General features: G+C 62.2%; 20 protein-coding genes. 3 read left to right on the top strand and 17 right to left on the bottom strand.

All coding sequences use genetic code 11. From position 1 onward, the window contains the following. Window positions 1–73: 73 nt before the first annotated feature. The 9 genes from GHN92_RS14960 to GHN92_RS14920 all read right to left on the bottom strand — a co-directional run bounded on the left by GHN92_RS14960 (window position 74) and on the right by GHN92_RS14920 (window position 9,989). Window positions 74–1,762 (bottom strand): class I adenylate-forming enzyme family protein, encoded by a 1,689-nt coding sequence (locus GHN92_RS14960; protein ID WP_153380493.1) that lies wholly within the window; start codon window positions 1,760–1,762, stop codon window positions 74–76. A gap of 37 nt (window positions 1,763–1,799) precedes the next feature. Then, window positions 1,800–2,939 (bottom strand): acyl-CoA dehydrogenase family protein, encoded by a 1,140-nt coding sequence (locus GHN92_RS14955; protein ID WP_153380491.1) that lies wholly within the window; start codon window positions 2,937–2,939, stop codon window positions 1,800–1,802. An 11-nt stretch (window positions 2,940–2,950) separates the two neighbouring features. Then, entirely contained in the window at window positions 2,951–4,141 is a 1,191-nt protein-coding gene (locus GHN92_RS14950) for an acyl-CoA dehydrogenase family protein (RefSeq protein WP_095025934.1), read from the bottom strand. A gap of 142 nt (window positions 4,142–4,283) precedes the next feature. Beyond that, window positions 4,284–5,453, bottom strand: coding sequence for an acyl-CoA dehydrogenase family protein (locus GHN92_RS14945; RefSeq protein WP_153380489.1), 1,170 nt, complete (start codon window positions 5,451–5,453; stop codon window positions 4,284–4,286). Then, window positions 5,454–6,632, bottom strand: coding sequence for a lipid-transfer protein (locus tag GHN92_RS14940; protein WP_095000008.1), 1,179 nt, complete (start codon window positions 6,630–6,632; stop codon window positions 5,454–5,456). Window positions 6,633–6,649: 17 nt separating this feature from the next. Continuing rightward, window positions 6,650–7,069, bottom strand: a complete 420-nt coding sequence (locus GHN92_RS14935; protein WP_095000007.1) for a MaoC family dehydratase — start codon at window positions 7,067–7,069, stop codon at window positions 6,650–6,652. Then, on the bottom strand, window positions 7,041–8,174 hold the full coding sequence (locus GHN92_RS14930; protein WP_095018443.1) for an acyl-CoA dehydrogenase family protein: 1,134 nt from the start codon (window positions 8,172–8,174) through the stop codon (window positions 7,041–7,043). The genes GHN92_RS14935 and GHN92_RS14930 overlap by 29 nt, the downstream gene beginning before the upstream one ends. A 10-nt stretch (window positions 8,175–8,184) precedes the next feature. Further along, a complete protein-coding gene (locus GHN92_RS14925) occupies window positions 8,185–9,162 on the bottom strand; it encodes a bifunctional MaoC family dehydratase N-terminal/OB-fold nucleic acid binding domain-containing protein (RefSeq protein ID WP_095021156.1) in 978 nt (325 codons plus the stop codon). A gap of 53 nt (window positions 9,163–9,215) precedes the next feature. Beyond that, the gene (locus GHN92_RS14920; protein WP_095000004.1) at window positions 9,216–9,989 is read right to left on the bottom strand and encodes an SDR family oxidoreductase; all 774 of its coding nucleotides are present in this window, start codon (window positions 9,987–9,989) and stop codon (window positions 9,216–9,218) included. A 143-nt stretch (window positions 9,990–10,132) separates the two neighbouring features. On the opposite strand from GHN92_RS14920, the gene GHN92_RS14915 reads away from it, so the two are divergent. After that, a complete protein-coding gene (locus tag GHN92_RS14915; protein WP_178102633.1) occupies window positions 10,133–10,918 on the top strand; it encodes an enoyl-CoA hydratase in 786 nt (261 codons plus the stop codon). 60 nt (window positions 10,919–10,978) lie between these two features. Here GHN92_RS14915 and GHN92_RS14910 read toward each other — a convergent pair whose 3' ends face one another. Both GHN92_RS14910 and GHN92_RS14905 read right to left on the bottom strand, forming a co-directional pair. Then, the gene (locus GHN92_RS14910; RefSeq protein WP_153380487.1) at window positions 10,979–12,406 is read right to left on the bottom strand and encodes an FAD/NAD(P)-binding protein; all 1,428 of its coding nucleotides are present in this window, start codon (window positions 12,404–12,406) and stop codon (window positions 10,979–10,981) included. Between the two features lie 74 nt (window positions 12,407–12,480). Next, on the bottom strand, window positions 12,481–13,881 hold the full coding sequence (locus GHN92_RS14905) for an LLM class flavin-dependent oxidoreductase (RefSeq protein ID WP_153380485.1): 1,401 nt from the start codon (window positions 13,879–13,881) through the stop codon (window positions 12,481–12,483). A gap of 261 nt (window positions 13,882–14,142) precedes the next feature. On the opposite strand from GHN92_RS14905, the gene GHN92_RS14900 reads away from it, so the two are divergent. Continuing rightward, entirely contained in the window at window positions 14,143–15,369 is a 1,227-nt protein-coding gene (locus GHN92_RS14900) for an acyl-CoA dehydrogenase family protein (RefSeq protein ID WP_153380483.1), read from the top strand. 94 nt (window positions 15,370–15,463) lie between these two features. Here GHN92_RS14900 and GHN92_RS14895 read toward each other — a convergent pair whose 3' ends face one another. The 5 genes from GHN92_RS14895 to GHN92_RS14875 all read right to left on the bottom strand — a co-directional run bounded on the left by GHN92_RS14895 (window position 15,464) and on the right by GHN92_RS14875 (window position 21,041). After that, window positions 15,464–16,441, bottom strand: coding sequence for an ABC transporter permease (locus GHN92_RS14895; protein WP_153380481.1), 978 nt, complete (start codon window positions 16,439–16,441; stop codon window positions 15,464–15,466). After that, on the bottom strand, window positions 16,438–17,433 hold the full coding sequence (locus tag GHN92_RS14890; RefSeq protein WP_094999998.1) for an ABC transporter permease: 996 nt from the start codon (window positions 17,431–17,433) through the stop codon (window positions 16,438–16,440). Before GHN92_RS14890 ends, GHN92_RS14895 begins: the two co-directional genes overlap by 4 nt. Beyond that, window positions 17,420–18,964 (bottom strand): sugar ABC transporter ATP-binding protein, encoded by a 1,545-nt coding sequence (locus GHN92_RS14885; protein WP_095021159.1) that lies wholly within the window; start codon window positions 18,962–18,964, stop codon window positions 17,420–17,422. Before GHN92_RS14885 ends, GHN92_RS14890 begins: the two co-directional genes overlap by 14 nt. Continuing rightward, window positions 18,961–19,908: a sugar ABC transporter substrate-binding protein gene (locus tag GHN92_RS14880; RefSeq protein WP_238705493.1), complete on the bottom strand. Its 948-nt coding sequence runs from the start codon at window positions 19,906–19,908 to the stop codon at window positions 18,961–18,963. The genes GHN92_RS14885 and GHN92_RS14880 overlap by 4 nt, the downstream gene beginning before the upstream one ends. Before the next feature lie 227 nt (window positions 19,909–20,135). Next, a complete protein-coding gene (locus GHN92_RS14875) occupies window positions 20,136–21,041 on the bottom strand; it encodes a LysR family transcriptional regulator (RefSeq protein WP_178102634.1) in 906 nt (301 codons plus the stop codon). Window positions 21,042–21,167: 126 nt separating this feature from the next. On the opposite strand from GHN92_RS14875, the gene GHN92_RS14870 reads away from it, so the two are divergent. Then, window positions 21,168–21,605 carry a GFA family protein gene (locus tag GHN92_RS14870; RefSeq protein ID WP_153380477.1) on the top strand — a complete coding sequence of 146 codons (438 nt, stop codon included), beginning with the start codon at window positions 21,168–21,170 and terminating at the stop codon, window positions 21,603–21,605. Here the strand turns inward: GHN92_RS14870 and catA are convergent. After that, entirely contained in the window at window positions 21,602–22,528 is a 927-nt protein-coding gene (gene catA, locus GHN92_RS14865; RefSeq protein ID WP_095018433.1) for a catechol 1,2-dioxygenase, read from the bottom strand. The two genes, GHN92_RS14870 and catA, sit on opposite strands and share 4 nt — an antisense overlap. Window positions 22,529–22,560: the final 32 nt, after the last annotated feature.

Raw genomic sequence — 22,560 nt, 5'->3', positions numbered from 1 at the left:
CGAATAAGGCTTGCTGGGGGTGTGCATCCATTCTTCGCCAATCAGCGGCGAGCACATCGTCCACAGAGACTACTCAGGCCGTTACCAGCAGTTCCTTGAGCACACTTTTTAGCGTCTTGCCCGAGGCATTGCGGGCAAAGGGTGTGTGCTGCACATGGATCTGCGCCGGCACCTTGTAGCTGGCCAGGCGCTGGGCGATAAAACTGCGCACGGCTTCGCTGCCTGGGGTTGCATCCGGCTCGCCCCGTACCACCAGAAACACCACTTCACCCAGCACATCATCAGGTACGGCAAATGCTGCCGCTTCAATCACCCCGGGCATTTCACAGGCACAGGACTCAACTTCGGCAGCAGCTATTTTCTCGCCGCCGCGATTGATCAGATCCTTGGCGCGATCCGTGATGTAGAGGAAGCCTTCGTCATCCAGCAAGCCGATATCGCCGGTGTCCAGCCAGCCATCGCACAGGGTCCGCGCACTGGCTTCGGGCAGGTTCCAGTATTCGCTCATCAGGGTTGGCGAGCGCATCCAGATCAGCCCGCTGACCCCGGCCGGCACCGGGCGATCCGGGCTGTCACCGATACGCACATCGACAATCGGCAAGGGCCACCCGGCCGATGCCGGTTTGTAGACGAACTGGTCACCACCATGGGCCGCACAGATGCCATTGCTTTCGGTCAGGCCATAGCCGCTGCCACCGATTGCTTCGGGCTTGCGCCGGGTCAGGTTGTCCAGCAGGCTGCTGGAGGGTGCCGCACCGCCCAGGCCCAGCCCGAACAGGCTCGCAGTGTCGGGGCTGCCAAAACGTGGCGAAGCCAGCAGTTGCTGCATCATCACCGGCGCACCGTTGAACTGGGTGCATTGCTCGTCACGTATCAGGTCGAGGGCTTTTTCCACGTCCCACTTGTACATCAGCAGCAAGCGCCGCCCACTGCGCAAGGCCAGCAGAAACTGGGCATGCAGGCCACTGACATGGAACAGCGGCACCGCCATCAGGGTGGCGGGAGCATAGCCGCTATTGATTACCACACTGATGCGTTCCGGCGAACTGACCGCACAGAATGCCCCCTGGAACTCCAGGGCGACCAGCGCCTGGCAGACTGCGCCATGGGTCGACAACACGCCCTTGGCCAGGCTGGTGGTGCCCGAGGTGTAGAGGATCATCGCCGGATCACTGGCACTGACCGACTGTACCGGCACGCTCAGCGCCGGGGCTGCCAGCAGGTCCTCCAGCCGATGGCAATGCTCCTCCAGCGGCACGCCTGCGCGCAGCCCCGCCACCACGGTCGCCAGCCCCTGCTGGCGCAGGTCATTGGCGAGCAACTGCAAGCGTGGCTCGTCGCACAGCAACAGGGATGCGCCGCTGTCCTGCAGACCGTGGAACAGTTCGTCACGCAGGCCCCAGCTGTTGAGCGGTACACACACCGCACCGCAACGCTGGATGGCGGCAAACGCCACCAGCCAGGCGGGCTGATTGCGCATGGCAATGGCCACGCGATCACCCTTGCGCAAGCCAAAGGTCTCGACCAGTTGCCCCGCCAGGCGATCCACCTGATCGAAAAAATGGCTGAATGTCAGGCGCTGCTGCTCCCACACCAGAAATTCACGGTCACCGTGGATGCGCCCGCTATCAATCGCGGCCCAGACGCTGGCGGCGGTATGACGAAAAAATTTCGGCCCGCCATCGGCGGGTGTCTGTACTTCAAAAGGCGAGCCGGCACCAATCAGTTGCTGCCAGGCGCTCTGCCATTGTTCAAGTTTCATCTTGTTATTCTCCTGACTCGAACAGCCCGCTACAGGCTCAAGCGTGCGCCAGCTCCAGGGCTCCATAGCGCTCGCAGTGATAATCGGCATCCCCCAGGCAGGCCTGGGCCACCCGAATACGCTTGAGAAACAGGCCCACATCCAGCTCGTCGGTGACGCCGATGCCGCCGTGCATCTGCACCGCCTCGTTGACCACCTTGATCGCCGTCTGCCCGGCCTTCCACTTGGCCAGGCTGGCCAGGCGCTGACGCTCGGCCTCGCTCAGGCTGCTGTCGTCCAGCGCCGCCAGGCCGGCCATCACGGCGCTGCGTGCCAGCGCCAGATCCACATACAACTGCGCCGCGCGATGTTGCAGGGACTGGAAGGTGCCTATCGCCACATCAAACTGCACTCGGGTCTTGAGGTAGTCGAGGGTCAGTTCAAACAGCTTTTCAGACATGCCCAGCATCTCGGCAGCCAGACACACGCGGCCGCGATCCAGGGCGATATTCAAGGCCGGCATGGCAGACCCGGCGGCACCCAGCAAGGCATCAGCCCCGACCTGTACCTGATCCAGCTGCAAGCGCGCATGGTTGCGCGAGTCAATCAGCGGCAACGGGCTGACGGTCAGGCCCGGGGCATCTGCCGGCAGCAGGAACAGACTGATGCCTGCCGTGCCGGTGCGTGCCGCCACCAGATAAGCGTCGGCCCCCACCCCGTCGATAACGAAATATTTATCTCCGCTCAGGCTGTAGCCGTCGCCATTGGCCACAGCTTGCAACGCCACTTTCGCCGGGTTGTGCCGTGGCTGTTCGTCCAGCGCCAGCGCCACCCGCTGCCCCCCGCTGATGGTCGCCGACAGCCAGCGGTCCTGCTGCTGTGCATTGCCTTGCAGGTGCAGCAGCGATCCGCTGAGCACCACACTCGAAAGCAACGGCGTGGCACTGAGATTACAACCGATGGCTTCAAAAATCGGCCCCAGGCCCATGCAGCCAAAATCCAGCCCGCCGAGGTTTTCCGGGAAAGGAATTGCACTCCAGCCCAACGCCACCGCGTCTTGCCACAGTAGCGGATCAAAGCCGTCCACCTGCGCTTCATCCCGCAAGGCGCGCTGACGGGACACCGGGCTGCGCGCGGCGAGAAATTCGCCGGCGCTGTCGGCCAGCAGTCGTTGATCTTCGTTGTAAAGCAGGTTCATGGTGAGTTTCCTTACTTCACGTCAGGCAGGCCCAGGACCCGCTTGGCAATAACGTTGAGCTGCACTTCCGACGAGCCGCCAGAGATGGTCAGGGCGAAACTGTTCAACCAGCCGCGGGTGATTGCCTGTTGCTGGGGGCTGAAAGCATCCGGGTCCCAGCCCAGTCCCTGATAGCCCATGACATCGAGCAGCACTTCGAACTTGTCGCGCTCCTGTTCGGTGTGCACCAGCTTCATGATCGACATCAGCCCGCTGACGTCCTGCCCGACGCGGGCGGCTTCGCCCATGCGCTGCACGGTCAGGTTGTAGCTGTGCTCGTTCATGGCCGTGGCCACCGCTCGTGCAACCAGTGCCGACTCGCTCTGGCCGGTGGCCTCGGGCAAGTACTGTTTGACCAGGGGCAACAAATGAAAATGGGTCGGCAAGCTGAATTCGCCGAACTTGGACATGGCCTTGCGTTCGTGTTGCAACAGACGCTTGGCCAGGTTCCAGCCACCGTGCAGCGGGCCGATCAACTGGCTTTTCGGAACTTTGACGGCGTCGAAAAACACCTGACAGAACGCCGACTTGCCGCTGATCAAATCAATCGGCGCAACGCTGACTCCGGGGCTCTTCATGTCCAGTACGATCAGGCTGATGCCCGTGTGCTTGCTGGCCTTGGCATCGGTGCGCACCAGAGCGTACATCCAGTCCGACTTGTCGCCGTAGGAGGTCCAGATTTTGCTGCCATCGACCACAAAGTGATCGCCGGCATCCCGGGCCGATGTTTTCAGGCTGGCCAGATCAGAACCGGCATTGGGCTCGGAGAAGCCCTGGCACCAGCGCACCTCACCGCGGGTCATGGGTGTAAGCAGCTGTTTTTTCTGCTCTTCGGTACCGAACTCCAGCAGCACCGGGCCCAGCATCCAGATGCCCAGGTTGATTTGCGGCGGGCGGCATTTGAGGCGGCGCAGCTCGCTTTCGAGCACGGCGTTGTACTCCGCACTCAGCCCGGCGCCACCGTATTCAACGGGCCACTCGGGGCAGAACCAGCCTTTGTCGCGCATGCGCTCGAACCACAATTGCGCATCTTCACTGGGGAACTCCATCTTGCGGGCCCCCCACACCATTTCGCCTTCAGGGATGGCCTTGCGTTGCGATGGCGGGCAATTGGCCTCAAGCCAGCTGCGGGTCTGTTCTCTGAACTGGTCAATCGCGTTCATGTTGTTTCACCTTTCGGTTCTTGTAGCCGCTGACGAGGTACGAGGCTGCGACGGGATGAGCAGCAGCCCCGGTGATCTGCAGGGCCTGCGCCCCTTGTCGCAGCCTCGTACCTCGCCAGCGGCTACAGGTTTTCGGCATTGTTTAACGCTGGGTACGCGGCATGCCCAAACCGAACTGGGCGATCAGCTCGCGCTGGATTTCATTGGTGCCACCGCCAAAGGTCAGGGTCACTGAAGCACGCACTTCGTACTCCAGTTCGCCGTGCAGCAGCGCCGCCGGTGAACCGCTGCGTATCAAGCCCGCGGCACCGACCATGTTGCTCAGGACTCGCAATATCTCGATCCCCGACTCCGAGCCGTAGACCTTGGTGGTCGACGCCAGCGCCACGTCCATGCGGTCGCGCTCGAGGTCAGCGGCAATGCGCAGGTTGATCAGGCGCATGGCTTCCAGCCGCGCGTAGCACTGCGCCAGTCCCGCACGCACCCAGGCCTTGTCGGTGGCACGCACGCCTCGTTCATCGGCTGCATTGGCCCACTTCAAGACCCGGCCAAACAGCCCCACGACCTTGTCCGACCAGGCGCCCAGGCCCAGACGCTCGTGGTTAAGTTGTGCCGTGATGAGTTTCCAGCCGCCATTCAACTCGCCCACCAGCATGTCGGTGGGCACCCGCACGTTGTCGTAGTAGGTGGCCGCCGTCGGGATGCTGGTGGTCGGGATCACTGTGCTGGCAAAACCTGGCGCGCGGGTGTCGAGAATCAGGATCGACACGCCTTTGTGCCGCGGCCGCTCGGCATCGGTGCGCGCCGCCAGCCAGATGTAGTCAGCCGACTCAGCACCCGAGGTCCAGAGCTTGTTGCCGTTGACCACGAACGCATCGCCTTCGAGGCGCGCCGTGGTTTTCAGCGCAGCCAGATCGCTGCCTGCATCCGGCTCGGAGTAGCCGATGGCGAAGATGATTTCCCCTGCCGCGATAGCCGGCAAAAACCGCGCCTTTTGCTGCTCGGTGCCGTGGGCCATCAACGCCGGCCCCACGGTGCTGATGGTTACGAACGGCAACGGCGCACCGGCGATATTGGCCTCTTCAAAGAAAATAAACTGCTCGGTAGGGCCATAGCCCTGGCCGCCGTGTTCCTTGGGCCAACCCACCGCCAGCCAGCCGTCACGGCCCATCTGGCGGATGGTGTCGCGGTACAGCTGGCCGCCCTCTTTGCCGCGCAATTGCTCACGCAACTGCGGGGTCATCAGGTTCTGGAAGTAGTCCCGCACCTTCAAACGCAGGGCATGTTGTTCTGGCGTCAGGTCGACGAACATTCAGGCTGCTCCCAGAATCAGGCCGCTGGTTGGCACACCGGTGCCGGCCGTCACCAGTACGTTCTCGACATTGTCGACCTGGTTGACCGAGCTGCCGCGCACCTGCCGCACCGCTTCGGCCACGCCGTTCATGCCGTGGATATAAGCCTCGCCCAGTTGCCCACCATGGGTATTGATCGGGAATTTGCCGCCACGGGCATGGTGCCCGGCGCGAATAAACTCCTTGGCCTCGCCGCGTTCGCACAGGCCGAATTCTTCCAGTTGCGGCAGTACAAACGGGGTGAAGTGGTCATAAATGATCGCCGTTTGCAGCGCCTCGGGGCCAAGTCCCGACTGGCGATACAGCTCTTTGGCGACAACGCCCATTTCCGGCAGTCCGGTGATGTCGTCGCGGTAGAACGAGGTCATGATCTGCTGGCCCGAGGTAATGCCCTGGGAACCGGCCTTGATCATCACCGGCTTCTGGCGCAAGTCCCTGGCGCGCTCGGCCGAGGTGATCACCATCGCCACCGCACCGTCGGATTCCTGACAGCAATCGAGCAGGTGCAGCGGCTCGCAGATCCAGCGCGAAGCCTGGTGTTCTTCCAGGGTGATCGGCTTGCCGTAGAAAAACGCCTGGGGGTTGGTGGCGGCAAAATCCCGTACGGCTACCGCTACGCGGCCAAAGTCTTCGGAGGTGGCCCCGTAGGTATGCATGTAGCGCTGGGCAAACATCCCGACCCAGGATGCCGGCGTGTGCAGGCCGTGGGGCATATACCAGCCGTAGTTGACGTTCTCGAACGTCGGGGTCGAGGCAAAGCCGTAGCTGCCGCTGCCGAAGCGATACCACGAGCGCTCGTTCATGGCGCGGTACACCACCACCACTTTGGCCACACCGGTGGCCACGGCCATGGCAGCGTGCATGATCGGCCCGCAGGCAGCACCGCCGCCGTGGGGTACCTGGGAGAAGAACTTGACGTCCTTGCACCCCAGCAACCGGGCGATTTCATATTCCGGCACTTTATCCACCGAGTACGAGCTGAAGCCCTCGACCTCGGAAGGGTCAATACCGGCGTCTTTCAACGCAGCCAGAGTGGCCTCCAGCGCCAGACGCAGTTCGGTGCGCCCGGAGTTTTTCGAAAATTCGGTCGCGCCCAGGCCAACAATGGCCGCGCTGCCGGAAAGTGACGATTGCGTCATGAGTACTGTCTCCGCGATCAGGGCAGAACCAGCGCGACCGTACCGGTCACGTGGTTACCCATGGAATTTTTGCCGCTGAGGGTGATTTCCACCGTGCGGGTAGTGGCATCCTGACGGGTGACCGCGCCATTGAAGGTCATGCTGTCGCCGGGATAATTCGGCGCGCCAAGCTTGATCTTCAGCGAGGCAAAACGCGCCCCGGGGCCGGCCCAGTCTTCGATATAGCGTTGCACCAGGCCGTTGGTGGTGAGGATATTCATGAAGATATGTGGCGAGCCCAACTCCCGCGCCGCCTCTACATCATGGTGGCCGGGGAAGTAGTCGCGGGTGGCGATGGCACCACCGGCGATCAGGCCCACGGTGATCGGGATCGCCAGTTCCGGCAGGGTTTCGCCGGGGCGCACGTCGTCAAAGCGCTTGGTGTTCTGCAAGGTCATATTTCCATCCCAGCTTGTCGTTATGGCTCAGCCAGTCGCCGAGGCGTTCAAGGCATGCTGCCGATCCACCCAGGGCACAACCCAGGGCGCGGCTCCAGTAGAGGAAGCGGTGTATCGGGTAGGTCAGGTCGACACCTATGCCGCCATGTACGTGCTGGGCGTTGTGCCCAATCAGATGCCCCGCTTCACAGGCCTGCCAGGCCGTGGCCAGTGCTTCGCTGGGCGCCGGCAAACCGGCGTCCAGGCGGTAGCACAATTGCCACAGGGTGCTGCGCAGCGCTTCGAGGGCGATATGGGCGTTGGCCATGCTCATTTGCACCGCCTGAAAACTGCCAATGCTGCGTTCGAACTGACGCCGCTCGGTGACGTATTCCACGGTGCGGCGGATCTGCTCGGCACTGACGCCCAGCTGCAGCGCCGCCAGTGCGGCGATGCTGCGCGGCTCCAGCCAGTCCAGCGCGGCTGGCGGGAGCAGGCACTCGGCGCGGATCAGCAGTCCGTCGATATGTACATCGGCAATGGCCTCACCATGGGTCATGCGCCCGGGCACGTGAGTGATCGCCTTGTCGCCCAGCTCGACCAGCGCCAACCGCGGCTGCCCGTCAACACTGACCAGCAGCAACGCCGCCTGCGATTGCTCGGCCAGCGCCAGAGCGCCCACCCGGCCTTTGACACGCCAGCCACCGTCAGTCTCTACCCCGTGCAATTGAATGCCATGGGCGTTGAACAGGCCGCTCAAATCTAGGGTCAGCAATGCCCTGCCCGCGGCGGCCTCCTCAGCCCACGCCTGCAATGACGGATCGGCAAACTGCGCGACAGTGGCAGCCGCCAGTTGATGGCGCCAAAGCGGCACCTGCCCCAACGCACGGCCCTGAGCCTGTAACACCAGCATCAATTCGGTCATGCCCAGGCCGCTGCCACCCTGTGCTTCAGGGATGGCCAGGGCTTGCAGGCCGGTTTCCACGCACAGTTCCCACAGCGGCTGCATATAGGCCTGCTCACTGGTATCGAACTGGCGCAGGCGGTCATCGGTGCAATAGTCGGCAAACACGCTGCCGGCCATTTCGGCAATGGCGCCCTGGTCTTCGCTAATGTCGAAATCCATGCTGGCTCCCTTACTCGACCACAGGTCGGAATAGCGGCAAGGTCAACTCGCCATCGAAGGTCTGGAACTCAAGCTGCAAGGGCTGGCCAATACGCAGGTCCTCGCGCTTGGCGCCTGCAAGCCCCGCCACCAGACGCACGCCCTCCTCCAGCTCGATCAGGCCGATCGGGTTGGGATGGTCGAACGGGGCAACTTCGGGGTAATGCATGATCACAAACGAATACAGGCTGGCGCGGCCGCTGGCCTGCACACTGTCCCAATCAAACGAGTGGCATTCGATGCACACCGGCGCCGGCGGATGACGCAAGGTCTGGCACTGGGTGCAGCGCTGGATCAGCAGCTTGCCGGCGTCACAGCCTTCCCAGAAAAACCGCGTGTCATCGCTCATGCCCGGCTTCGGCCGTTTGACCACCGCAGCCGCTTCGGCCTTGGCCGGAGCGGCCTCGACCGCATGGTTGTTGGCCGGGCGAAACTTGAATACGCGAAACAGCAACTGGCCAACGGCCTCGTCGCCACTTTTGTGTTCAACGAAGTAGTCCATCACCAGGGTGACAAAGAAGCCGGTGCCCAGACCGGTGGTTTTTTCGTCGCCCACCGAGTCAAGCCGCGTGGTGTAGTAGAGCTTTTCACCCGGACGCAGGTTGCGCTCGAAGGTCAGTTCGGAGTTGACCGCGACCACCGACGGATAACCGTAGGACTCAATCAGCTTGAGCACTTCATAGGGGTTTTCGGTGGTCGAGCCGGGCGCATAGTTGTTTATGTGAAAACCTTCCATGCACCACACCTGCAACATCGCAGGCGGCGCCACCAGCCCGTCCTGGGCGCTGTTGGCGGCAAAGGCCGGGTCGGTGTAAAGCGGGTTGTCGACGCCCATGATCTCGCACCACTGGCGGATCATCGGGGCGTTGACTTCGTCCCAGGCGTAGACGCGACCATATTCACGCCCCACCAGGGCGCGCACGTCGGTTAGCAATTGAGAATCAGCCAAGTTCGTCTCCTGCGTGTCAAGTGCAGCAACCGGGTGGTCGCCGCTGAAGGTCGTCAGTGCGCAGCGCTCAAAAAAGCCGGGCGTTCGCCGCCGCCGTGCAACAACAGGTTGCAGCCGCTGGCATAGCCGGCCAGGGGTGATGCGATAAACAGGCAGGCGTTGCCGATGTCTTCGGGCAGCGCCATGCGCCCGGCCGGGATCCCGGCGCTGACCGCCGCGATGCCTTGTTCGTCGCCAAAATGCAGATGGGCCTGCTCGGTGCGTACCAGCCCCGGACTGACCGCCACTACCCGCACCTTGGGTGCCCACTCCACGGCCAACGACTGCACCAGGGCCAGCACCCCGGCCTTCGCCGCGCCATACGCGGCGGTGCCCGGCGATGCGCGCAAGGCACTGATACTGCCGATAAACACGATGCAACCACCCTCGTCCTGTTGCTGCATCAGGGCATTGGCCTGCTGGGCAACGTTCAGCGGGGCGATCAGGTTGAGACGGATAATGCTTTCGTGAAATCGCGGCGAGACGCTGGCCGCATCGGCCGGCGGGCTGCCGCCGGCATTGTTGATGAGCACATCGAGGCGGCCGAAATCGGCACGAATGCCTTCGAACAGTGCCTGGAGCGAGTCCGGGTCGCGCACATCGCAGGCCATGAACACCGCCTGTGCCGATCCCGCCCGGGGCAACACCTCGGGGGTTGTCCTGCCACATACGATCACCCGTGCCCCGGCTTGCAGAAAGCTGCGGGCGATTCCGGCGCCGATGCCTTTGGTGCCGCCGGTGACCAGCACCACCTTGGCGCTGTAATCCAGCCCTGAGAGTTGACCCATGACATGCTCCTTTTCTACTGATGGAGCCACTCTAGGGGCAATCCGGGGGCTGCTCGTCGTCTGAACGGACGATGAATCACGACCGGGTGAACGCAACAATCCAGCGCATGCTGTGGTGACAGCCCCCGTCAATGAGGAACCCCATGACAGAACCATCTGCCGCGCCGGTACTACTTGAATTCCCGAGCCCGGGCGTGGCCCTGCTGCGTCTTAACCGCCCCCAGGCCACCAACGCCCTGAGCCTTGAGCTGCAAGCGCTGCTGTCGCGTCACTTCACCGAGCTGGCCGAGAACCCGAACGTGCGCTGCATCCTGTTGACCGGTGGCGACAAAGTGTTTGCAGCCGGTGGCGATATCAACAGCATGGCCGGGGTCGGCCCGATCGATATTTACCAGCGTCATACCGAACGGCTGTGGGCACCCATCCAGCATTGCCCCAAGCCGGTGATTGCGGCGGTGTGCGGCTATGCCTATGGCGGTGGCTGCGAACTGGCGATGCTGGCGGACATCATCGTGGCCGGGCGCAGCGCCAAATTTTGCCAGCCGGAAATTCGCATCGGCATCATGCCGGGTATCGGCGGCACTCAACGGCTGGTGCGGGCGGTCGGCAAGGCCAAGGCGATGCGCATGGCCCTCACCGGGCAGCCGATTACCGCTGAAGAGGCCTGGATTTCGGGACTGGTGAGCAACGTTGTGGACGATGCCGAGGTCCAGGCCTATGCCCTGGAGATGGCGCAACTGATCGCCGCCATGCCGCCGCTGGCAGCAGAACAGATCAAAGAAGTGATTTTGGCCGGGGTTGACGGGCCACTGGAAACGGGCCTGGCGCTGGAGCGCAAAGCCAATGCACTGCTGTTTGCCTCCAGAGATCAAAAAGAAGGCATGCAGGCGTTTATCGAAAAACGGGCGGCTCGCTTTGAGGGCAATTAAGTCATTTCAAACAAAAGCCCCCCCAACCCCCTGACTGCGGGAGAAGGTCGGGGGGGGGTATTACAGCGACGCCAATCGCTCAGCCAATGCCTTGGCCTGCAAGGCAACATCGGTTACCGCGGTACTTTCCCACCACATGCCGCGCAATGGTGGGCCCATCGCAAACAATCGCTGTGCGGGCTCGGCCTGCGCATTCAAAACCGCCCCGCCCGCATCGGCGGCAATGCCCAGCCCCAGATTGCCGGGCCGTATCAACCCGCGCTGCAACAGCTGGCGTGGCAAGGGTTTATCCACCCGGCGCCAGTCGTACTCGATGCCGGTGGAGTTGATCAGGCCATCACCTTCAATCCATACCGCTTCGGATTGCCCGCGATAACGCAGCCGGATCCGTGGCCCTGAGCTATCAACCCCTTGCAGCGACGCCGCATGGATGGTCAGCCGCCCTTCCTCGAGCAGGCGCTGCAACAAGGCATCACCCTGAGGCGGCGAACGGTGATGATGGCTCTCCCACCAGGGCCGCACATGGCGTACAAACTGACGGCGCTGGGTATCATCGGCCTGACTCCAGAGCCTGGCGATATGCACGCGCACGGTGTCCAGCGGTGCCTGCCAGTCGATCCCGAGGGACTGGGCCAGGGCACATTGGCGGCGCAGTTCACGCAGCAGCTGCAAAGGACTGCGAAGGTCCGGGGCCAGGCTGAGAAAATCTTCCCATACCGGCGGCTGGCGTCGCACATGGGGCAACAGGCCATGCCGGGAAAAAACCTCGATCGGCCCTCGGTGTCCCGCCTGGTTCAGGGACTCAAGGGCATCCACCATGGTCAGCCCCGAGCCGATAATCAGTACCCGGGCATCCACCGGCAGCGCACGCAAAGCCTGGACATCCCAAGGGTCCAGCGCTGCCGCGTTGAGGCCACTGGACTGGCGCTGCGCCGTGCGGGCCGCCGGGAACATGCCGGTGGCCAGGACCGCAACACCGGCCTGCCACTGGCTACCGTCCTTGAGTGTGGTGATAACACCCTGCCCCGGGGTTTGCAGATCGATCACTTCATCACGCACATGGCTCAGGCTTGAGCCCTGCGCTGCGCCGATGGCCTGTGCTTCGGCCAGACGCTGGCGGGCATACACACCAAACAGCCCTCGCGGCGGGAACAGCTCGGCAACCGGCACCTGCTGCACCCCGGACTCGGGCCAGCCACCCCCGGCGATATGAGCCTGCAGCCAGCGGGTCAGGTCGTCGGCATCATCCGGTTCGACGCTCATGCGCGCGGCATTGCCGTTAAGGGTATGGCCCAGCTCGGTGGCGCTGTAGGCCTCGCCCCGGCCCAGTTCGGCCCGGGGTTCCAGCACCACGATATGCCGGGCACCCGGCAAGCGCAGCAGTTGCATGGCCAGCAACGTACCGCTCAGGCCACCGCCAACAATCAGAATATCGGCCGTGCGGATGGCAGGGGTTGCCTGTCCGCTTGGCACATCACTTGAGGTCATTCACTCGTTCCTGGATTTATTGAGCGCTGAACGCAGAGTCAGTCACAGACCCTGCCTGTGTCCAGCCCCTGGTTTCAAGCAGGCTCTGTTGCGCGGCTGCGGTTGAGTTCGCCCAGGTTGCGGTAGCCCGCCCCCGGATGCCCGTGTGCCAGACGCGGACCTTCGCCAAACAGCTTCTCGCGCAGAGTCCCCGGCGCGTAGTCCTTCTTGTACACGCCGCGTTTTTGCAGTTCCGGCACCAACAGCTCGACGGCGTCGATAAAGGTCTCGTGGGTGATGGCGTAAGCCAGGTTGAAACCGTCCACATCGGTCTCGGCCACCCATTCTTCGAGCAGGTCAGCCACGGTTTCCGGGCTGCCGACAAACAGCGGGCCAAAGCCGCCGATGCCCACCCAGTCGGCCAGGGCATTGGGGGTCCAGACAGTGTTGGGGTCCGCCGTGGAAAAGGTCTCGACCGCCGACTGAATGGCATTGGTGTGCACATGTTTGAGCGGCTCGTCAGGCTTGAACTGACTGAAATCAATGCCGGTCCAGCCGCTGATCAGGGCCATTGCGCCTTCGTAGCTGACGTAGCTTTTGTATTCTTCGAACTTGGCCTTGGCCAGGGCATCGGTCTCGCCGAGGATCACTGTCTGCAGATTGAAAATCAGGATTTTGGCAGGGTCTCGCCCGGCTTCGGCCGCACGGCGGCGGATATCGGCGACGGTTTTTTTCAACAGCACCTTGGACGGCGCCGCGACAAATACGCACTCGGCCTGCTCGGCGGCAAACTGCTTGCCCCGGCCGGACGCCCCTGCCTGATAGAGCACCGGAGTGCGCTGCGGCGAGGGTTCACAGAGGTGAATGCCCGGCACCTGGAAATGTTTGCCGTAGTGGTGGATTTCATGAATTTTGCCCGGGTCGCTGAACACCCGTCGCTCGCGGTCGCGCAGGATGGCGCCCTCTTCCCAGCTGCCTTCCCAGAGCTTGTAGCAAACTTCCAGATATTCCTGGGCATAGTCATAGCGCGCATCGTGCTCGGTCAGCGCTTGCTGCCCGATGTTCCTGGCGCCGCTTTCCAGATACGAAGTGACAATATTCCACCCTGCACGGCTTTTGGTCAGATGGTCAAGGGTCGACAGCCGACGAGCGAACGGATACGGATGCTCAAACGACAATGAGGCGGTCAGGCCAAACCCCAGGTGCTCGGTCACCAGCGCCATCGGCGGGATCAGTTGCAGCGGGTCATTGACCGGCACCTGCACGCCCTGGCGGATCGCCGCATCGCCATTGCCGCGATACACGTCATAGATTCCCAGCACATCGGCGATAAACAGTCCGTCGAACTTGCCACGCTCAAGGATCCTGGCCAGGTCTGTCCAGTATTCAAGGTCCTTGTACTGCCACGAGCGATCACGGGGGTGGGCCCACAAGCCCGGGGATTGATGACCGACACAGTTCATATCGAAGGCATTGAGACGGATTTCACGGGACATCCAATTACTCCACGGCAAGGCTTTTGAAAGCGCTATTGCACAGGCCGTGCCGGACATGCCCCTGCCTTGCGAGTACGAGCCTGCTTGCCCGCGCAAGGATTCTTGGTGCTCATTGCTGTGCGATTTGCGTACAACCTGATTGTTAACTGTTGCTCAGCAGTCAGTTGCCAAGGCCTGACTCCCGGTTTTGCGGGCTCGTCGCCTGCGGCACAAACCCTGCAACCCCCCACGACAGGAACCTTCCATTTCAGGAGAACTGCCATGACCGCATCACCTCTGTCCGTGGGCACCGACTACGAGACCCTGGCCAATCGTTTTCGCCCGCTGTTTCGCAAAATCGCCGCCGGCACGCTTGAACGCGAACAGGCCCGCGAGTTGCCCCATGAACCTATCCGCTGGCTCAAGCAGGCAGGTTTTGGCGCAGTGCGGGTGCCGATTGAATACGGCGGCTCCGGAGCGTCCATCGGCCAATTGTTCCAGTTGCTGATCGAGCTGGCCGAGGCCGACTCCAATATCCCGCAAGCCCTGCGCGGCCATTTTGCCTTTGTCGAAGACCGTCTCAACGCTTCGCCAAGCCCGGAACGCGGGGCATGGTTCGCACGTTTTGTGGCGGGCGAGCTGGTGGGCAATGGCTGGACTGAAGTGGGCGCGGTAAAACTGGGGGAAATCCTCACCAGGATCACCCCCCACGGCGACAAGTACCTCCTCAACGGCGCCAAGTACTACAGTACCGGCAGCCTCTTTGCCGACTGGATAGATGTCTATGCCCAGCGTTCGGACAACGGCGCCGATGTGATTGCCCTGGTGCATGCCCATCACCCCGGTGTCACCCAGAGCGATGACTGGGACGGCTTTGGCCAGCGCACCACGGGCAGCGGCACTTCGGTGTATGTCGACGTGCCGCTGAGCGCCGAACACGTAATCCCCTTCGAAACACGTTTCAAATACCAGACCGCTTTTTACCAACTGGTGCTGCTGGCCGTACTCACGGGTATTGGTCGTGCGGTGGAGCGCGATATTGCGCAAGAAGTGCGTGAACGCAAGCGGGTGTTCAGCCACGGCAATGCCGAGACCGCCAGTGGCGATGCGCAAATCCTGCAAGTGGTCGGGCAGATATCGGCTCAGGTCTACGCAGCCGAGGCGCTGACCCTACGCTCGGCCGAATCGCTGCAGAGGGCCTATGTCGCACGCCTGGCCGAGGATATTGAAGCCGAGCGCCAGGCCAATATCGACGCCGAAATCGAGACTTCCAAAGCCCAGGTGGTGGTGTCGGAATTGATTCTGCGGGCCACCAGCGATCTGTTCAATGCGTTGGGAGCCTCCGGGGTCAGCGTCAGCAAGGCGCTGGATCGCCACTGGCGCAATGCTCGCACTGCGGCCTCCCACAACCCGTGGATCTACAAGGCGCGGATTGTCGGGGACTGGGCGGTTAACGGTACTGCGCCGCTGTATGTTTGGCAGATCGGCAATAGCCTCAAAGCAGGCTAGACAGCGGTGTGGCCGCGGGCCTCGCGATGCAGACAGCGCGGGGCATTCGCACCAGCACAGGGCTGCCACCGCAGGCAAACCAGCCCCTTCAGGCTTACTGCTGCGCCTGCAATCGCCGACTGCCAAAACTGAACGCCAGCACCAGCAAAATCAGCGCCCCGGTCGCCACCTGCTGCCAATAGAAATTCCAGCCGATCAACAGCAACCCATTGGCAATCACATTGATAAACAACACCCCCAGCAACGTGCCGGGGATGTTGGCGCGTCCGTTGCGACTCAAGGTAGTGCCCATAAACACTGCACCGATGGCATTGATCAAAAACGCATTGCCCGACATCGGTACATAAGCATTGACCGTGGAACTGAGCACAATCCCGGCCACGGCACAGGCCAGCGCGCTGGCAATAAACACCTTGAGGCTGATCTGGCGGATCGACAGGCCCGAATATCGCGCCAGTTGCACCTGAGTGCCAACCGCGAGAATTTCTCGCCCCAACCGCCCTCGGGCCAGAATCACCCCGTATACCGTCGCCACACCCAGCACCAGCCACAAAGGCAAGGGCACACCCAACCATGACATCGCGCTAATCCCCGGCAACAGGTTCTGCGCGATATAGATCGGCTGCCCACCCTCGGACAGCAACTGCTGAACACTGGTGCCGATAAACAAGGTGCCCAGTGTCGCCAGAAATGGCGTGATGCCAAGACCCGCGATCAGCCCCGCATTAAAGCCCCCCACCAGCGCCCCGGCCAGCAGGGCGCCGGGGATGGCAACGGGCAGGCCATGACCGCCATTTAGCAGCACGACAAAAACCAGGCTGGCGAAATCCGCCGCGGTGCCCACCGACAGGTCGATCCCCCCTGCCGCCACAGCCCAGGTCATGCCAATGGCAACAATCGCCAACAGCACGAAGTTGTTCAGCAGCAGGCTGCTCAAATTGCCCAGGGTCAAAAATCCCGGCGCAGCCACAGCGAAAAAAACCACGATCACAACGATCAAGAGCGGCAGAATACCGCGCAGCAGGCGGGATATAAGCACCGCGGATACCGGCGTTGCAGCGAGCGTAGTCATTGTCCACCCTCCTCTTTGCGCAAGGCACTGGACATGGCCACCACCAATAGAATCAGCACCCCCTGCACACCGTTGACCCAGAAGCTGGCGATGTTCAGCAGTTGGAAACCGTTAATCAAGAAACCCAGCAGCAACGTTGCCAACAAGGTGCCGGGGATATTCGCCACCAGCCGCCGGGAGAACACCACACCGAGAAAAGCAATGGCCACAACCGACAGCAGCATGTCCCCGGAACCGGTGGTGCTGCCGCTGAAAAATGCCGCCGAACAAAATGCTGCAACCGCTGCACACAGCCCGGCAATCAGGTAGCTGGAAAACACATAGCGGCCTACGCCCAGCCCGGCCGCCCGCGCCGCCTGGGGGTATTCGCCCACCGCATACAGGCGCAAGCCATAAGGGCTGTGCTGAATCAACAAGCCCAGCAGCAAGGCAACCCCCAGCAACACCCAGGCCAGTACGGGTACCCGCAGCCATTCACCAGTGGCCAGGATGTCGAGCAAGGCCGAGTCGGTGGGCAGTACGCTGTTTTGGGTCAGCACCAGCTCCAGCCCGGCAATCAGGTTCATGCTCGCCAGGGTGGCGAGCAGCGGCGGCAGACGCAGCACCACTACGGTAAAACCGTTCAGGGCACCCACCGCCAGCCCGCAGAGCAAGGTCAGGCCAATTGCTTGCGCGGCGTTCAGCCCCGCATTGTTCAGGCTGCTGTAGACCGCTGCACAGAGGCCCAGATTGGCCGCCAGCGACAGGTCAAGGCCACCCGAAACCACATTGGAACCACCACCAATCACCACACAGGTAAGGCCGAAGGCGAGAATGCCGAGGATCGCCGACTGGGCAAACACGTTGGCGATATTGCCCGGGCTGAGGAAGTTTGGCGCACTCACGGCGAACACCGCCAGAATCAGCAAAAGCGCCAGCAGTGAGCCGCGCCTCAGAAGCAGCAAGCCAAGCCGTCGGGCCAGCGGTTGGACGAGGATTTCAGACGAAGGCATGTGCAGGCTCCTGCTCGCATTCAAGGGCCACAGTGGCTAATTCCCGCGCCCCCGTGGCACAGGCCAGCAAACGATCGCTGTCGACCTCGCGGGCATCGAATTCACCGGCCAGCGCACCACGGTGCATCACCAGAATCCGGTCACTAATGCCAATCAGCTCCGGTAAATCAGAAGACAGCACGAGCACCGCCGCACCTTGCTTGGCCAAGCGGCCGATCAGGCGATAGATCTCGACCTTGGCGCCGATATCGATGCCGACACTGGGTTCGTCGAGCAGATACACCGCACAGCCCTTCCCTAGCCATTTACCCAGCGCGACTTTTTGCTGATTGCCGCCACTCAACTGCGAGACCCTGGCGTCATGTCCGGCGGTCTTGATCCCCAGCTCGGCAATCAGCCGATCGCTTTCCCGAACCTGTGCCGCAGAACTCAACAGCCCCCAGCGACTAAAGCGCGACAAGCCGGCCAGGGTCAGGTTTTCCATGACCGAAAGCAGTGGTGCTACCCCGTGGCTGCGGCGCTCTTCGGGCACCAGCGCGATACCTTTGCGCACCGCATCGCGGGGCGACTTGAGGCGCGTAAGGCGTCCTTGCAAATGCACGCTGCCCTGCTCGGGCTGCACCAGACCAAACAAAGTCTTGAACAGTTCCTTGGCACCAGAACCCACCAGCCCGGTCAGCCCCAACACTTCACCTTTGCGCAGGCTCAAGTGGATATCGCGATACGCCAGACCAGCACTGAGCCCCTTCAGTTCGAGCACCACCTCACCCGGCGTTACCACGGCCTTGGGGTACATCTCGCCGACCTCGCGATTGACCATCAACCGGGCAATCTGTGCCGTCGAAGTACTGCGCGGATCCACCACCGCCACGGCACGACCATTGCGCAACACGGTGACCCGGTCGCACAGGCTTTGGATTTCTTGCAGATAATGGGAGATATACACAATCGTCAGACCCTGATCGCGCAGACGGCGGATAATGGCCAGCAACTGGTCAACCTCGCGCTTGACCAGTGACACGCTGGGCTCGTCGAACACCAGGACTTTCGGCTTGGCCAGCAAGGCCCGGGTAATTTGCAGAATCTGTCGCCGGGCGCTGTCCAGCTCGCTGACCAGCGCCCCGGCGGGGAACTCCAGGTCGAAATACTCACGCAACAACCGTGCGGCCTCGCGGTCCTGGGCACGCCGGCGGATAAAAGGCCCGCACCGGAGTTCGCGGCCGAAGAACAGCGCTTCACCTACGGTAAAACTGGCGGGCAACAAGCGCTCCTGGTGAATGAAATGCACGCCCAGCGCCTCAATCTGCCGCGGGCTCAACGCCGCAAAAGACTGCCCGTCCACTGCCAGGGTGCCACTGTCGGCCCGATGGATACCTGCCAGCACTTTGATCAGGGTTGATTTACCGGCACCGTTTTCACCGACCAGCCCGTGAATGGAGCCTTGCTCGACGCGCAGATCAACGCCATCCAGCGCCCGGGTGGCCCCGAAAGACTTGGTGATGCCCTGCAAATGCAGGGCGGGAGACGTCACTGATCGCCTCGCAGCTTTTGCACCTGCTCAAGGTTCGCAGCAGTAGTCAGCAGGGTCGGCACCTGGGTTTCCCTGGGCAGGTCATGTTGCCCGGCCAGATAGCGCGCCACGTTTTGCACAGCGGTTTTGCCGATCAAAGCCGGTTGCTGGGCTATCACCGCACCGACCGGCGAGTCGCTGCGTTTGAGCAACTCCAGCACTTCGGGCGTGCCATCGACGCCATAGGTCTTGATCTCCGTACGCCCGGCATCCACCAACGCCTTGCTCGCGCCCAATTGCGGAATATCCCAGGCAGACCAGATCGCGGTTACGCTGCCCTTGGGGTATTTGTTGAGCAGTGCACTGACCTGACTGTAGGCGTCCTGCACGGTATTGGGGATCACATCACGCAGTTCGGGATCAATGATTTTCAGCTCGGGATGATCCTTGAGCGCCAGTTTGAGCTGGTCATAGCGGATCGCACACACCGGCACCCCGTAAAAGCCGTTGAACACCAGAATATTGCCCTTGGCGCCACTGTCGGCTACCAACTGGTCGGCCAGATGCTTGCCGGTGGCGACGTTGTCCGATGTGGTGTTATTGAGGCTGTATTGCGACGGCGCATCAATCGTAAACAGAGGAATGCCGGCCTTGCTGATACGCTTGAGCCAGGGATCGATCACGCTCAGGGTGCCCAGGGTCTGGATCACCGCATCGGGTTTCTGGGTGACCACGGTTTGCAGTTGGGTCACCAGGTTTTTATCGTTGCGCCCAGCATCCAGGGTGATCGGTGTGCCGCCCAGGCGCCTGACTTCGGCAACCTGGGCGTCGAAGGCTTTGACATCAAAGTAGTGACTGGTGCCGGTCATGCTGATGGCAATGCGTTTGCCGGCCAGGGAAGGCACATCGTTGTCGTCGGCATGGGCCAGTGTGCCCAGCCCGACGCTGACCACCGCCAGCGCCATGGCCTGCCAGAAGCGTGTAGGGAAAAAGTGCGGTTTGCGCGAGGTGGCTGCAGGCATGACAGTGTTCCTGAAGGGTATTTCCAGGAGCTTTGCACAGACCATGCCGCAGCACTTCCACCCTGTGGGGCCGGGGCTCTCGCTGTTGCGCAAGGGACAGCGCTGCCTGTTTGGCCACAGTCTGTTGGATGACTGTTGCCGGGCCAACACTTGTACATCGGGCTAAATGCTCAGGTCGCTGCACAGCCCGTCGTCAAAAACGTTGCGAGAGCCTGGCCCAACTCATCGAAAACCAGGCTGATACGCTGGACCCTGCGCATATCCTGGTGCATGGCAATCCACACATCCACGGCAAAATCCACTTGGTCGGGCAACACCCGTACCAGACCGTAACGCTGCGCCAGTTGCGCCGGGCACACACCCAGGCCCACTCCGGCGCGAATAGCGGCCTGTTGCGCGAGATGATCGTCACTGCGAAACAGCGTGCGCGGTGCCGAGCAATCAAAGCCGCGGTCACGCAGAAAATCCACTTCTGCCAGATTACGATCCGGCCCGATCAACGGGTACTGCGACAGCTCGGCGACACTGCCCGGCACACCGTGTTGCGCCAACAATTGGCCGCTGGCGTATAGCCCGACCTGTAAGTCACCGACTTTACGTGCAACCACAGCGCCTTGCGTGGGCCGGCGGATACGTACTGCCACATCCGCTTCCTGACGGTCCAATGCCTGCAAACGATCCGACACACTCAACTCAATTGCCAGCTGCCCATAGGTACGGTGCAGCGTGGCCAGCATCGGCGGCAACACTTCAACCCCCAGCAGCTTGCTGCTGGTCAGGCGCACGGTGCCGCTGGACTGCGCGACATCAGCAGACGCCGCGCGAGTGAATGCTTCGGCTGCCAGGGCCATGTTCTCAACATGGCTAATCAGATCCCTGGCCATCTCGGTGGGCATCAGCCCGCCGGGTGAGCGGATAAACAGGCTCACGCCCACACTTTGTTCCAGCGTTTCAATGCGCCGCCGCGCGGTGGCCTGGGCAATACCGAGCAAGCGGGCGGCTCCGGACAGACTGCCGGTACGCAAAACCGCCAAAAAGGCGCGCTGGGTTTCCCATTGCAATTGCGGGGGGGTTATACATTTCCTGTGAGCCGTAGGGCAATTTTGACGGATGTTCTTTCACCCGGCGCTGCGTCATGCTGGCCGAGCATATCCCGCAGGCATTGCCTGCTCCAGCACACCACAAGCTTCAAGGAATACTTCATGATTGTCACCGGCAAATGTTACTGCACGGCTGTGAGCTATACCCTCCATACCGAGGTGGCGCCAGTCGTCTACGCGTGCCACTGCCGCGACTGCCAGACCCGTAGCGGCAGCGCATTTGCCCTGCACAGCCTGCTGCCCGCAGACGCAATCAGGGTCACAGGCCCATTGCAGACCTGCACCCATGACAGCAATGGCCAGCGCAGTGAACACGTACTGTGCAGCCGTTGCCACACCCCCATTTACAACACCACTACGGCAGCCCCCGGGCTGTGCGTGTTACGGGCCGGCACCCTGGATCACAGCCCGTCATTGCAGCCGGTCGCGCATATCTGGCTCAGGCACAAACAACCCTGGCTGGTGCTGGCCGACAGCGCGGCGCACTGGCAGGAAAGCCCCACGCCGGAGCAGTTTGCCCAGGCACTGGCCGCCCGTTAGACCTGCTGCAAGGCCCGCGGGCGATGGCTGCGCTGTTCGGCAGCAGGCGCGACGGCCTGTTGCAACTGGAAGTCAAACCTCAACTCGGCATATCGCCCGGCAACACCACGGGCACCGTCGTCGCGAAACTGCACTTCACCCACCAGGCCGTCGCGGGTGGCATAGGCAAAGTCGTCCCACAGGTACTTGTCCCCGGACAGGTTGATCTGGGTGGTCAGGTGACGGTGACCGGGAGCCGAGATAAAGAAGTGCACATGGGCCGGACGCTGGCCGTGACGGCCCAGTTGGTCAAGGCATTCCTGGGTCGGCCCCTGCGGGTCGCAGCCATAGCCCGAGGGCACGATGCTGCGGGCACGGTAGCGGCCCTGGGCATCGGTGATGATACGTCGGCGCAGATTGTACTCGGACTGGCTCTGGTCAAAGAACGAGTAGGTACCCTTGGTGTTGGCGTGCCATAGATCAACCGTGGCACCGGCCAGCGGTTGGCCCGAAAGATCGAACACCTGCCCTTCGAGGAACATCACGGTGGCAACACCCTCCTCGCTGCCGTCGTCCATCCGTGCCAACCCTTCGTACACCGGGGCACCGGCCACATACAGCGGGCCTTCGATGGTACGCGGGGTGCCGCCAGTCTGACCGGCCTGCTCGTCCTTGGCGTCCTGCAACAGGTCGATAAAATGCTCGATGCCCAGCCCGGCCACCAGCAGCCCGGCTTCCGAGCGGCCGCCCAGGCGGTTGAGATAGTCCACGGACTTCCAGAATTCATCTTCAGTGATGTCCAGGTCTTCGATGATTCTGGCGCTGTCCTGCAAGATGCGCAGGATGATGCTTTTCAGGCGCGGGTTGCCGTTATCGCTGGAAAAACCTGCGGCTTCCTTGAAGAAGCGCTGGATGACTTCGGTGTGGGAAATTTTCACGGTCATGGGGCTCACCTCATCTTGTTCTTGTGCAAGGG

Origin of the sequence: Pseudomonas sp. FSL R10-2964 (assembly GCF_009600035.1) — a bacterium.
GTDB lineage: Bacteria > Pseudomonadota > Gammaproteobacteria > Pseudomonadales > Pseudomonadaceae > Aquipseudomonas > Aquipseudomonas bubulae.
This window is presented reverse-complemented; position numbering and strand designations above follow the sequence as displayed.